12 protein-coding genes are annotated in these 13,642 nt (G+C 46.7%); 4 read left to right on the top strand and 8 right to left on the bottom strand.

Features of this window, described 5'->3' with window-relative positions; genetic code table 11:
• Nucleotides 1–396 precede the first annotated feature (396 nt).
• Complete coding sequence (locus tag ACT89M_RS18725) at nt 397–1,029, top strand: DUF6037 family protein (protein WP_308723136.1); 633 nt, start codon at nt 397–399, stop codon at nt 1,027–1,029.
• A gap of 136 nt (nt 1,030–1,165) precedes the next feature.
• On the opposite strand, the gene ACT89M_RS18720 is transcribed toward ACT89M_RS18725, so the two are convergent.
• The gene (locus ACT89M_RS18720; protein WP_308723135.1) at nt 1,166–1,384 is read right to left on the bottom strand and encodes a helix-turn-helix domain-containing protein; all 219 of its coding nucleotides are present in this window, start codon (nt 1,382–1,384) and stop codon (nt 1,166–1,168) included.
• A 113-nt stretch (nt 1,385–1,497) separates the two neighbouring features.
• On the opposite strand from ACT89M_RS18720, the gene ACT89M_RS18715 reads away from it, so the two are divergent.
• The gene (locus ACT89M_RS18715; RefSeq protein ID WP_308723134.1) at nt 1,498–1,767 is read left to right on the top strand and encodes a DUF6809 family protein; all 270 of its coding nucleotides are present in this window, start codon (nt 1,498–1,500) and stop codon (nt 1,765–1,767) included.
• Nucleotides 1,768–1,902: 135 nt separating this feature from the next.
• Here ACT89M_RS18715 and ACT89M_RS18710 read toward each other — a convergent pair whose 3' ends face one another.
• Nucleotides 1,903–3,135, bottom strand: a complete 1,233-nt coding sequence (locus tag ACT89M_RS18710) for a right-handed parallel beta-helix repeat-containing protein (protein WP_261769251.1) — start codon at nt 3,133–3,135, stop codon at nt 1,903–1,905.
• 703 nt (nt 3,136–3,838) lie between these two features.
• Nucleotides 3,839–5,431 carry a catalase gene (locus ACT89M_RS18705; RefSeq protein WP_154888389.1) on the bottom strand — a complete coding sequence of 531 codons (1,593 nt, stop codon included), beginning with the start codon at nt 5,429–5,431 and terminating at the stop codon, nt 3,839–3,841.
• 201 nt (nt 5,432–5,632) lie between these two features.
• Here ACT89M_RS18705 and ACT89M_RS18700 point away from each other — a divergent pair, with 201 nt between their 5' ends.
• On the top strand, nt 5,633–7,615 hold the full coding sequence (locus tag ACT89M_RS18700; protein ID WP_154957679.1) for an ATP-dependent DNA helicase: 1,983 nt from the start codon (nt 5,633–5,635) through the stop codon (nt 7,613–7,615).
• Between the two features lie 205 nt (nt 7,616–7,820).
• Here ACT89M_RS18700 and cysK read toward each other — a convergent pair whose 3' ends face one another.
• From cysK to ACT89M_RS18680, 4 genes are all read right to left on the bottom strand, one after another.
• Nucleotides 7,821–8,759: a cysteine synthase A gene (cysK, locus tag ACT89M_RS18695; protein WP_308723174.1), complete on the bottom strand. Its 939-nt coding sequence runs from the start codon at nt 8,757–8,759 to the stop codon at nt 7,821–7,823.
• Nucleotides 8,760–9,012: 253 nt separating this feature from the next.
• Nucleotides 9,013–9,399, bottom strand: a complete 387-nt coding sequence (locus tag ACT89M_RS18690) for a YhjD family protein (protein ID WP_145331861.1) — start codon at nt 9,397–9,399, stop codon at nt 9,013–9,015.
• Between the two features lie 624 nt (nt 9,400–10,023).
• Entirely contained in the window at nt 10,024–10,257 is a 234-nt protein-coding gene (locus ACT89M_RS18685; protein WP_090922613.1) for a hypothetical protein, read from the bottom strand.
• On the bottom strand, nt 10,254–11,291 hold the full coding sequence (locus tag ACT89M_RS18680; RefSeq protein ID WP_154888391.1) for a nucleotide-binding protein: 1,038 nt from the start codon (nt 11,289–11,291) through the stop codon (nt 10,254–10,256). Before ACT89M_RS18680 ends, ACT89M_RS18685 begins: the two co-directional genes overlap by 4 nt.
• An 893-nt stretch (nt 11,292–12,184) precedes the next feature.
• Here ACT89M_RS18680 and ACT89M_RS18675 point away from each other — a divergent pair.
• Complete coding sequence (locus ACT89M_RS18675) at nt 12,185–12,913, top strand: YitT family protein (RefSeq protein WP_154888393.1); 729 nt, start codon at nt 12,185–12,187, stop codon at nt 12,911–12,913.
• A gap of 200 nt (nt 12,914–13,113) precedes the next feature.
• On the opposite strand, the gene ACT89M_RS18670 is transcribed toward ACT89M_RS18675, so the two are convergent.
• On the bottom strand, nt 13,114–13,599 hold the full coding sequence (locus tag ACT89M_RS18670) for a DUF2188 domain-containing protein (protein ID WP_154957678.1): 486 nt from the start codon (nt 13,597–13,599) through the stop codon (nt 13,114–13,116).
• Nucleotides 13,600–13,642 lie beyond the last annotated feature (43 nt).

The raw sequence follows: 13,642 nt of genomic DNA, 5'->3' as shown, positions 1-13,642 counted from the left end.
TCATTTATCTTGGTCTATACCGAAAACAGTAATTGTAACAACTTAAAAGAATGTTGTCTAATATAAAGCTTTAACTATTGTTGAATCTTTCTCTATAGTTAAAGACTCATTTGTTAGGGTAACTCGATTTTTGGAGTTACCTTTATTCATTCCTTACAATATTATTCATCCCTGTTGGATAAACTCACACTAAATCCATGCGGAAATAAAGGATGCTCAAACAACAAAAAATTACCTAATAAAATTATCTGAGGAAATGACCATGGTAACACGCACATCACTCGGTGAACTTGTTGTGTGTTGATGGTTATGGAGTGATGTTTAAAGGGTGAATTAATATGTTAAGAAGTCAGATCGCTAGGAATTAGTAAAATTACTGATTGGAGGTAGAAAAATATGGGGTACTCTTATAGCAGCATGGTAAATGGATTAAAAACATTTTATGGTTCTATGCGTCAACTTAATGTAGAGATAGGAACTTTCGAACATAAATACAATAATGTTATATCTGATACAATATTTGACACTAGGGATTCAGGTGGGTGGAAATTAACATTCATTAAAAGGGCAAGTGGCAGTGTTCTGTGCGTATCAATTCAAAAAGGATACCGTTTTTCAATTAACGGAAATACAGAATACAATGATTTTATTAATTATTTTGGAATTGGTAATGGTAAAGGGCAATTCAGTATTAAAGAATTTGTTAATAATTTGGATGAACAAGTTCCTAATGAATATATACTATCAGATGAAAAAAGAAGAGCAATAATAAATTACAATAAGTTAGATAATGAGAGTGATGGAATCTATCCAATAGGTATAAAAAACTGGGAAGTTATTCATGCTAAGAACCCTAAATTACCGAAAGATAAATTTCATAGAAGTCCTAAAAACTTATTAAAAACTAAAGAACTATACCCAGACATATATAATGCAACTAAAGATATGGATATAACAATTATGTATGGGACAGATTCTGGAGAAAATACTGAAAAAATAAAGACTGGTAAGCTTGATTATAACAGTTAATGTTATTGACCCACATTTACATTTGCCATCGATGAGATATTTGAATCAGTTCTGTATTATCATAATATTTAATTTAACTGAGGTTTAAGCATTTTAACGGTTTGCTTAGCCTCAGTTCAAAATAAAAAAATTTAACTTAAATCGAAGGATAGGGCCTTCTTATATCCGTCCGGTTCAAAAGATAATCTGTACTTGTCTGATGATAGTCAGCTAGCTTTATCAATATAGCCGTTGGAATATCCAACTCACCACGTTCATAGTTGCTATAGACACGTTGACTACAACCGAGATAGGCGGCCATTTGTGTTTGGGATAAGTCTTTATCTTCACGCAAATTGCGTATACGAGCATACATGTTCATCACCTCACCAACATCATACTTTAGCGTGTTATCCGCTATTGATTTTTAGCGGAAAATCCGCTAAAGTATAGTGAGAATAGTTGGTAAAAAGACTAGGTGGGGATAATATGTCAAACCTGATCGAAGATTTGTTTCACGGCAACATGCGACTGGACGAGTCGATTCATCCTGAGCAAGGAGAGTATCAGGAGATTAATCGCCAGATATCGGACATGATGCAAAACTACAAAACAAAGCTCCCAGATACAGAATACGATGCCTTGGAGCAACTGATTGACTTGATCGGACAGTCCACATCCATGTACGTGGAAGCGGCGTTTGAGCAGGGCTTTCGTACAGGCGTCAGACTGATGATTGAGGTTTTAGCCAAACCGTGAGCACCTATCTACTTTTTGAGCCACTAGACAATACACAGCAATTCAAAAATCCCCTTCTCCATTACCACCGACTAGGCTGGCATGGGGGAGGGGACTTTGCTTTATGAATTATTTTTTATTTCGCCAAACTACCACCTACCGCGCTCCAATATTTTTCCCCGCTGGCGTTCCCGACCCAATCAGATCACTACCACCTGCGAGCTTCAGGAAGTTACCCAATACAGGGGTGCCGTCTGCGGCACGGGTTACGGAAGGTACGAGGGAGACAAAGTCGGCTGCGCTGGCGAGCAGGCCTTTGTCGTTGACGCTTTTTTTGTTTTTCCACCAGACGTTGGTGCTGCTGACATCGGTTCCGCTGGTTTTGTCGCTGGCGCCGCCCTGGAAGGACAGGTTGTTAATGAAGATGTGCGTACCTTTGTCAAAGGCAAAGTTGCTTTGTCCGTTGTTCCAGGAGGTGTTGTTAGTCATCTGTATCGAACCCGGATTGCTGTTATAGGTAAAGCCATGCTTTTTGTTATTAAACGCAATATTGTTCTCGACAATGTGATTCACGGCAATTTTCTCGCCGCCTAGCTTAAATCCGTTACCGTCACTGTTCGAAGTGGACGTTCCGTCAGCAGTTGCGCCGTTGCCGTATGCGATACTGTTGCGAATCGTCACTGCACCGATGGCACCTGTATCTGTTTTACTATAGAGATCCCAGCCATCGTCCACGTTATAGGCGGCAATGCAGCCATCGAATACGTTCCCTGGACCGACCGTTAGCTTGGCAGCAAATCCGTCTGCATCCTCGCCGTCATCCGGGTCGTAGTTGTTATGGGAGTATGAACGAATGACTTCGTTATAGGAAGGCCATTCACTCTTGGCAGCCGTTGATGCGTAACGTCCGATCTGAATGCCGGTGTCACGGTTATGGTGGGCTTCGATCTGTTCCAGACGGTTGTAGCTGCCACCAATGAAGATACCGTTATCTCCAGCACCTTTGACCTCAAGTCCTTTTACAAACCAGTAGTCCCCGAACATTTGCAATCCCCGATTCGTGGAAGCAAAGGCTTGAGCCGAGAAATCAAAGACGGGTTTTTCCGATCCGTAGGCGACCAGATTTTTGCGTTGTGAAGCGGTACCGCTGTTACCGCGTTCAATCGTAATCGTTTGCGAGAAGCTGTAGGTTCCGCCTCGCAAATAGATCGTTTTGCCAGGGGCGATCTGGGTCAGAGCGTTAGCGAGTGACGTTGGACTATTGATCGTTCCCGGATTGCTGGCAGAGCCGTTAGGAGACACGTACAAATCACCCGCAGCCAGTGTAATATTGGAACTGTTCACCACTGACTCTGACGCTGAGGTATTAGGTAACCCGCCTTCCAACATTTCTGCGGCACCGACCGAACCACCGCTTAATAGTAATAGAGGGAACGCAGCACTAAGACAGATGTTGGTCATTTTGGATTTCAGGGAACGCTGGGATCGTGCAGATGCATGAGTGGATGTGGAAGGGAATAATTTCATGATGCAAGCCTCCTTGGGTAATTGGAATAAAATATCGAGCTGGCGGGTAACCGTGTCTGGACTGAACAAAGCAGAACAGAGCAGAGCTGACTTCAATGAGAGCAGAATATGATACGTCACTTGCTTCGTCCTACCCGGCCTACTGCCTAAAAGGTATCCACCCGGACACAGCTTCATGGTAAATGTTGTAAACGTTATCATCAATAATCATTTGATCAGGTTGCGTTCAAGACTGGCAGGACAGGCATAAGCGCTCCGAATCCCATCCAATCACCAATGGAAATGTAATCCGATCATTGGCTGATCGCCTTTTTTTAACGAACCATCGTCCGAAATGAACGTGAATATGCCTGTTTTTCCCGAGCTGATCATACGAGACTTATCCCGAATCTACCGTTTTGAACTTCATTTTTCTCCAATATCAACAGCTTTCTCCAAACAAAAAGCCCCATAAGCGGCTGCCAACACTGGCACCCAGACTCACGGGGCGATAATTCATCTAACTTTTTATGCAATAATACTCATCTAATTATGGACAATACTCGTCCAGCTCATCTAGCGCCTATTAATATCCATCCGTCTCGCGACTACGTTTTGCAGCCTGCTCAACGCTCGAATCATACTTCGGCTGCACTGTTTCACTATCGTCTGTGGATACAGCAGCCAGTCCCTCTGCCACACGTCGCCCGTAATCCGCATCCGCCTGGGTAAAATAAGAAATCATGCGCTCCCGGATATCCGGTTTGCATTGAGCCAATGCGCCGACCATGTTGCTGATTAACTCATCCCGCTCCCAATCCTCGAACGCCCGGTACGTATTCCCGGCTTGCCCAAAATCATTCGTACGCTCAATTTTCTCCCGCACCAGATGGCCTTCCACCAGCGGTTCATGCTCCTTGCCGCGCGGTTGAGCTTCCGTTAATCCCCCGAGCGAAGAAGGCTCGTAATTCACATGTGGATTTTGACCCGGTGCCCGGTCCACTTTGTACTGCATTTGCCCGCCGCTTTGATTAGTAGCTACCCGGTTCTTCGGCGCATTCACGGGCAATTGCAGATAGTTTGAACCCACCCGGTGACGCTGGGTATCTGAATAGGAGAAGGTACGTCCCTGCAGCAGCTTGTCATCCGAGAAATCAAGCCCATCCACCAGCACACCCGTCCCGAATGCAGCTTGTTCCACTTCATTAAAATAATCCTCGGGATTGCGATTCAGCGTCATTTTGCCTACAGGCAGAAACGGAAACTGATCCTGCGGCCACAGCTTGGTCGGGTCCAGCGGGTCAAAGTCCAGCTCCGGATGTTCGCCATCCTCCATCACCTGAACGCACAGCTCCCATTCGGGAAAGTCACCCTGTTCAATGGCATGATACAGATCGAGTGTGGCGTGATTGAAATTCTGGCCTTGAATTTCACTAGCGTCCTTCTGCAGCAGGTTGCGAATGCCTTGTTTCAACGGTTCCCAGTGGTATTTGATGAGCACACCTTTGCCGTCCTGGTTCACCCATTTGTATGTATTTACGCCTGACCCCTGCATCTGCCGATAATTCGCCGGAATGCCCCACGGTGAGAAGAGAAAGGTCACCATATGTGTCGCTTCGGGACTGAGGGAGACAAAATCGAAAAACCGCTCCATATCCTGTGCGTTGGTCAGCGGGTCGGGTTTGAACGCATGCACCATATCCGGGAATTTCAGCGGGTCACGGATGAAAAAGATTTTCAGATTGTTGCCGACCAGATCCCAGTTGCCGTCTTCGGTATAAAATTTAACCGCAAATCCGCGCGGGTCCCGTAGCGTCTCCGGGGAATGCCCGCCATGGATGACGGTCGAGAAGCGTACGAACACGGGCGTTTGTTTGCCTTTTTCTTGAAACAGACGTGCTCTTGTATACTTCGATACGGGTTCATTGCCGGCCGTTCCATATGCTTCAAATACGCCATGAGCGCCAGCCCCACGGGCATGCACGACCCGTTCCGGGATACGCTCGCGGTCGAAGTGTGTAATTTTTTCGAGAAAGTGATAGTTCTCCAGTGTGGTCGGTCCGCGGTTGCCCACGGTTCGTACGTTCTGATTGTCGGTAATCGGATGGCCCTGCCGATCCGTCAACGTTTCGTTGGATGGGTCTGAGGAATGCCCGGATGGTGAAGAATGTTTATCCATGGAGCGGTATACCACCTTTCCTAAAGTTGGATTCCTGTATATATTTTCCCTGAGGTCAAGATCTATACATAGCCGTATTCCGGCTTCTCCGCTAAGCAGGTGAAAAAAAACTTGTCACCTACCTCATCACATGCGATAATTAACTTTTGCCCTGCGGCCTTTTTTGAACGGAAAATGAATGAAAGAGGACCGCGTCTAAGAATGGAGGCTGACCCAGGATTGTCTACACAACGTTACCCTTTTGCATATGATCCGGCTGAACCTTTTGTATCCCGTCTGGGAGAGTGGGTGGCCGATGTGTTTTATGATATTTTGCCAGAGTCCGGCTTCGAGGTACGGGACGAACAGATTTTTATGGCGTACCAGCTCGAACGGGCCTATGGAGATAAAAAGACGATTATGGCCGAGGCCGGCGTAGGAACAGGTAAAACACTCGTTTATCTGCTCTACGCGGTTTGTTATGCACGTTATACGGGCAAACCGGCGGTGATCGCCTGTGCCGATGAGTCTTTGATTGAACAGCTGGTGAAGCCGGGTGGAGATATTGCGAAGCTCGCTGAACATCTGGATCTGCAAGTGGATGCACGTCTGGGCAAGTCGCCAGATCAGTACGTCTGTCTGAACAAACTGAGTGCAGTCCGATTCGCCGATGAGGATGCGCCAGTGATTGAAGAGGTGTACGAGAGCCTGCCGGAATTCGTGAATACGCCGGGAACACTTCAGGCCTTTCATCCGTATGGTGACCGCAAACAGTACCCGCATCTGAACGACCGCCAGTGGAACAAGATTAACTGGGATCCGTTTCAGGATTGTTTCGTGTGTCCAAAAAGACAACGCTGCGGCCTGACGCTGTCGCGTGATCATTACCGTCGTTCCAAAGACATCATCATCTGTTCCCATGATTACTATATGGAGCATGTGTGGACCTATGAAGCGCGCAAACGCGAAGGACAACTGCCTTTATTGCCGGATCACAGCTCGGTAGTATTTGATGAAGGCCATTTGCTGGAAGAAGCGGCATTGAACGCCCTGAGTTACAAGTTGAAACACCGCATTTTCGAAGAACTGGTTACACGTCTGCTTGAAGGCGAGATTCGTGAATCTCTTGCGGAGCGAGTAGATGAGGCGATTGAAAGCAGTGAGCGTTTGTTCCGTCTGCTCGATACGTATACGGTGGCCATTCCCGGCTCGGAACGGAAAGAAGTTCGGGTGGAAGCACCATTGCTACGTGAGATTGAACGTTTGACGAATGTATTGGATGCGATTGGCGAAGAGCTGGTATTCGAGAGTGGATTATTCTCGCTGGACGGGTACCAGATGCGTGTCGTGGAAGAACATCTGGATATGATCCAGACAGCGTTGTCTCTGTTCCGCAAGGCGGATGGTTACATCTGTTGGGCGGAAGAGAGCGAGGATGAGACTACGTTATCCATTATGCCTCGTACCGTGAAGGAAATCTTGAACGAGCGTGTGTTCAACACCGGTATTCCAATTGTCTTTTCATCGGCTACGCTGTCCGTGGACAACTCATTCCGGTATGTGGCAGATAGTCTGGGGATTGAGGATTTTGTATCGTTCTCGGTGGCTTCTCCGTACGACTACGCAGATAAAATGCAGATGAAAATTGCCGAACAAGCTGTTCCCGGTCATGCAGAGAACGAAAACCGTTTACGTGATGCGGCTGCTTTGCTCCAGGAGAGCGGTGGTCGTGCACTGATTCTGTTCCGTACGATGGAGGAGTTGCTTGCGTTCAAGCGGGATATCGTGCATGTGCCAGAGGCGCAGGGCTTGCGCTTTATGTATGAAGGAGATCGAGAGATCAGTGATCTGATTGCGGCGTTCCAGCAGGATGAGGAAAGTGTGCTGTGCTCCGTCAATCTGTGGGAAGGTCTGGACGTTCCAGGACCATCGCTATCCAACGTGATGATCTGGTCGCTTCCGTATCCACCGCAGGACCCCGTGTTCAATGCCAAACGGAATGCATCGGCTTCGCCATATGAAGAGATCGATCTGCCGTATATGTTGCTGCGGGTGAAGCAGGGCCTTGGACGTTTGATTCGGACAAGCAGTGACTCCGGTTCGGCCGCGATTCTGGATGAGTCGATCTATACCCAGAAGGAAGCCAAAGACCGCATTGCCGCTCTACTTCCCGAAGGTGTGGAATGGACAACCTTGGCACATTAATCGATGTAGATCACATATAGATTTCATACGAAAATAAAAATAAGCTCCTGTTCCCTTGGGATGATTCATCCTTTGGCGAGCAGGGGCCTATTTATTTTGACTATCTATTCGGTTATCAATTTGGTTGTCGATTTTGTTATGCGCTATGCACATAGAGCTTGTTGTTTAGAGATTGTTGTGTAATGAATCGTTGCCTTCGGCCTTGTTAAAAAATACCCATGCTCAGATACCGTTCCCCGGTATCCGGCGCAATGCAGAGCACCCGGTGCCCCGTCCCCAATTCCTTCGCGATGCGAAGGGCGGCCCACACCGAAGCGCCAGAGGAAGGGCCGAGCAACAGCCCTTCCCGGGCAGCAAGCTGCCGCATCGTATCCAGTGCGTCCTCATCGGACACCTGGATGATGGCATCCCATACGTCGGTATTCAAGATGTCCGGGATGAAGCCCGGACTTGTACCGACGAGCTTGTGCGGTCCAGGCTCGCCGCCGGACAGCACCGGGGAACCTTGCGGCTCCACCGCATAGATGCGGAGGTCGGGAAGCTGCTTGCGCAGCTCTTCGCCCGTTCCGGTGATCGTGCCGCCGGTTCCGGCTGTTGCGATGAAGGCGTCTAGCCTGCCATCCATCTGCTCTATAATCTCGGGCGCTGTCGTGATCCGGTGAATATCCGGATTCGCCTGATTCTCGAACTGCTGCGGAATGAAGCTACCCGGCAGATCGGCGTGAAGCTCTTTCGCTTTGCGAATAGCTCCAGGCATCCGCTCCGCAGCGGGCGTAAGTACAACCTCTGCGCCATATGCCTTCAAAATGTTGATGCGTTCCTTGGACATGTTGTCAGGCATGATCAGAATCGCTTTGTATCCTTTGGCCGCAGCATTCATCGCAAGGCCAATTCCGGTATTGCCGCTCGTCGGTTCGATAATGGTTGCCCCAGGCTGCAACAATCCATCTCGTTCAGCCTGAGCGATCAGGTTGTAGGCGGCACGATCCTTGACGCTGCCGCTTGGATTGAAATACTCCAGCTTGACGAACACGTCAGCAGAGTCACTGCCTGTGAGCCTGCTGAGTCGAACCGCAGGGGTCTGGCCGATCAGTTCGGTCACATCTGCGGCTACGAGCGGATGTGGATTTGTATTATTTTTCATAAATGAAGGTGAATGCGAATTTGAACTTCTATCCATAAAGTACAGCTCCTTGATTGAAAAGACGTTTTAAGCTATATCCGTTTCCCATATTGGAATGGTTGGATATGTCTCTCCATCTTAATGACAGAGCACGCAATGGTCAACCTGTTCAGCAGTCACTTGCCTGGAATATGGAGTCTCGGCAGAGCCTTGCATCTTTCATCTGCTGGCTTGGGAACCAATCGCGCCTCCATACCTCGGAAACCAATCATACTCAAGTTTGGGTCAGATCCATCTGAAGATGGCGACTTAGCTCTTTTTTGACCTCATTACGTGCAAATGTCCAGAGCATATAGAACCGCTGCATGTATCCCCTGCACAAATAAACGGTTTCGATGCCATCCTTTCCCCGCGTTTCCTCCAGAACTTTCACTCCACGGGTTCTCATCTGCTTGCGTAGTCCCAGCATCTCCTTAAGTACCTCATTCTGAATACGGGTCAGCGACAGAATATAGACCTCGGGCATTTTCAGAAGCAGCGTATCCAGTGTTCGAATATCCCGTTCCAGTACATCCAGCAAAAGGGTGCGTACGACCATACCTTTGATCAGGCGGTGATCTTCATCGGAAGGGGTGGGGGCGGAAGTAGAAGAGGATGTCATGGCAATTCACTTCCTTAGCCTATAATTGGAATTTAATGTTTACAGAACATGTGTTCCTATATTATAATCAATATATGCAAAATATAACCGTTATACAACCGAGAAATAATGGAAATGAGTTTGTTCTCCATTCTTAATCGTTTATATAGAAACCCAAGTTGTAGTAAGGCGAACGCATCATTCATCTCAATGAAGTCTAATTGCCAAGTAAGAGCACATGATTTGCGCTACAACATCTATGATGTGTTAATTGAGAAGTTTGTGGTTTTCAGATGGGTGAATACTTGCTAAGAACGGACAAGCTGACTCCAAAATTTAGGTATAATTTATGGGTTTTGCAGGAAACCTAAGGTCAGAAGCAACATCAACTTGGTCAAACATATATTCAGAGCTAACGTTCCTTATATGCGAATATTGTAATTGGAAATAACAAAGAAAGAACACATTGAGGAATTGACAAAACGAGCATCAAAAAAGCCCTGCCTTGGGGGGGCGGGGCCTTGAGTAAATGCTGCCGATACAGCGGCAGTCTAAATGTTAGATGTGTAATGGAATAAAATAGAAGCATCTTCAACAGTAAATAAACAACTAAAACTAAAGTCTGCAGCAGGTTGTTACCCCATTTTAAGCAAGATATTGAGGTTTCTCGTAATATGCTTCTTTTTCTAAAATGACTTTGTAAGGCCGCTCCTTGCCCTTCAGTGATGGGCCGATGGTAACGAGCGGTACAGCCGGTTTGTGGAAACGATCCTCTTCCTTGGGTTCCGGAACCGGTCGTGATGAATCAGGCGCAGAACTAAGGCGAACTTTCTTCTCGCTGCCCCAGCGCTTGCTTATTTTTTTCATTTCCGGTCTCATTCCGGTTCGCCTCCTAACAGATCGTTGATGGCGTTAAACAGTTGACGATTTTGCAAGTCAATGTGCTGAAACACCGCCTCATCCGCTTCAATATGACCTATAATGTGAACGGTAATTACATACCTCTTGGCTACAGGATAGCACAGCAGATACTCTTTCTCAAGGTAATCGTCGTACAGATTTACTTTGATTTTGTTTTCTTGATATGAATCGACAACAAGAATGCGTTTGGGATCGTCCGGCTGTTTGTCATCATTGGCGGACAAGTCGTATTTTCTGCCGGGTTCTCCAACATTACCACATAATTGCTCAATGTAACCATTACCATCTGTACGATAGATCGCAGTGCCGCGTACAGTGAATGGCGGATGTGAAACAAAGGCACTTCGCAGTGCGTCACTCATGCGTTCGAGCATCTGGGCATCTGCTTTGCGTGTACGCAGCAATTCCCTAAAGAAACGTAGCAGTTTGAATAATTGCAGTCTTGCCTGATCTTCGGAGCGCTTATGATTCTCGATGATACGCTCAGCTTCGGGATCACTCCAGCGTCCTTGTTCTTCAATGCTGTCTGCGATCTTGGAGCAGGCTACAGATACGGCGGGAGCCCATTTTCCGTCAGAACGAATCTCATATACCAGCGGATTCAATCCCAGCAGATCGGTGGGCATCCGCAATCCTTCGACTTTGGCAGCATCCTTGATGTCCGTAATATCTTCAGGAAGAATGAAAAAAATACGCTTTCGTCCCAGACGGCCCATAAATAGACCCATTTCAAGCATTGTATTATCCCGAACCGATGCGTAGTACTTCCCGCGAATTTTGGATATGTCATCCGGATGGAAGATAAAAATGGCAAAGTCCGTTGTGCGTACCTCAGCTTCCAGATCGTCCATGGTATAACTGCTTGGATTAAATACCCCCGAGTACCACGGGGTGACTTCGGCTGAAAAGCGCAAGTTTTCGTGTACAGCGGCTGCAATCGGCTTCGCTTCCAGCGAGCAGCCAATAAAGACTCTCGGCTTTAACGTTTTCATCACTCCGCCTCGCTTAAACGGTAATGGGATTCAATTGTTATATTATACCATAAACAGCAGAGTAAGTCTGGAAACGTTTGAATTGTATTGGCAATACCGTTCGCTATAGTGTATGTGCATAAGGAAAAGGATTCCTTTGCTAACGACCAGAAAATAAAAAAAAGCCCTTAATTGTCACAGTTAGGTGACTGCACTGTTATATTTGAAAGCTTCGGTCATAGAATAAAGGAGCAGGTAGCACCATTCGTTAGCTTTGCTGATACGGGTGTGCCTGTATGACGGCTGGAGCAGCCCAGAGGCTATTTTATGCGTGTTTTTGCTGGGTTGCTTGTTTAGACCCGGTCACATTGGTGTTATATAATAGAAGTACAAGCAAGTTAGCTTTGGTGTTTAAATTGAATGAAATAAAATGCTGTGAGTTGAATCTCCCTTTTACACGTTAACGAAGAATGCAGAACCCATCAGTAGAAGCGCTCGCGTTTATCACAGGATTTTTCCTTTTGAAAAAAGGAATCAAAAAAATCCGGGGATAACAGCGATCAAAAGAGGGTACTGCAATCGAAGTGGTAAGTGTAAAGCGACCTGTTCAACCTTCTGCATCATTTATTTTTCAATTTAACCAAGCACAGCTAACCACAAAACACAGAAAGGATCAGGATACCATGAGTCCCCGAAGGACAATCTCCCCAAGGACAATCTGGAAACGTTACGATCTCTCATACACATAGCGCCCCTTGTAGAGTAAACCAACCGGTTCAACAAAACGGCTGACTCTGCGAAAGAGGGGATTGGGATGAATATTCGAAGGACGTACACGATGATTTCTTCCAGGCTTACCTTTTGCAGGGTACGGTCGGTCTAAAAAACCAACTACAAACTGCGAGGGAACCTGTATGAAGAGAACATCGTTAACCGTACAACACGTTAAGACAGAAGCGATCAAGTTTGCAATTATGTTACTTGGTACATTTATTTTGGCATTTGCTTATTATCACATTAACTTTCAGAATCATTTATCGGAGGGCGGATTTGTCGGTCTGGCCCTGCTCGGAAAATATGCAACGGGTTTATCGCCGGCGATCGGCATGTTGCTACTCGACATTCCTGTCATGATCCTGGCCTGGTTCATCAAGGGCTGGAAATTCATGATCCAAGCACTGCTTGGTGTGGGTGCATTTTCCCTATTCTACGACGGCTTTGAGCGTTACTCCACACTGGTGATGAATTTTAACGGAAACCTGTGGATTCCTGCAGTACTGTCCGGTGTATTGACCGGGGTTGGTGCGGGAATTGTACTTCGTTTTGGTGGAGCGACAGGTGGAGACGATATTCTCGCTGTGCTCGTCAGCCGCTGGAAGGGATGGAAACTGGGAACGGTTTTCTTTGTCAGTGATGCGTTCGTTTTAGGATTGTCACTCTTCTTTCTTCCGGTAAAAGAAACTTTATATACAATTCTGGCTGTATGGATTGCCAGCAAAATGATTACGTATGTGGTCGGCATTCCGGCTCGCGGTACAGTGGTTACAACATCTGCTGTAAAATTACCGATTCCATCGGTTGCCGCCAAAGCGGTCAATGCAGCTACAACACGGACTTCCGTGGCACAAGGCGTAACGAATTGAGCAGGCATTTCAGAATAACCCATAGCTTATATGGCATAAAAAGTATTCGAGCTTTATCAAGCTTTGACTGGTTTGAAGCAAGCTCTGATTTAGAGAGGAATCCCTTTTGTCTGCAGACTCTGCAACAAGAGGGATTTTTTGTTATGCGTTAGGAATGCTTTTAAATAAATGTCCTTGGACATTAGTGTAATAGATGCACATTAGGATTTAAGAGAACGAGCAATTTGTCCATCCTGATTATGAATAATGGCTCGAATATGATGTTTGGTGCTCCATGCTTTAGCGGCATCAACAGCCTCCACTTTGGTAGCGTAGGTGGAATGGTAATCGGATGTGCCTTCTTGTTTAATGGCCCAGCCCGATTCGGTCGGTACAACATGAATGTTGTTATGGCTCTTGGATGAGGAGACAGGTTCGGAGTGGCGCCGATTCCGAGAAGAAGATTCTGAAGAAGAAGACTCGTCAGGTTTTTTTGATGATGTACGAGAAGACGAATCGGAGCCTGACGCCGTATGATCAGGGTGATTCTCATCCCACTCCTCCGCTTTGGCCGTTGCGATGGCAATTGCCCGTCCTTCTTCATAACCGTCATCAAGCAGAGCGTTGGCAATGTCGATGGCTTTATGCCGAATGCGTGGCTTCAGATTTTTCATGGATACCGGGTAGTCGCTTTTATTCCATGGCATACGTTATCCCTCCTTAAATAGTATGGGTTAGTAGTATATTACC

This window comes from Paenibacillus sp. NN59, assembly GCF_057597225.1.
The sequence above is the reverse complement of the archived record's forward strand: the minus strand, read 5'-3'. Positions and strand labels throughout refer to the sequence as shown.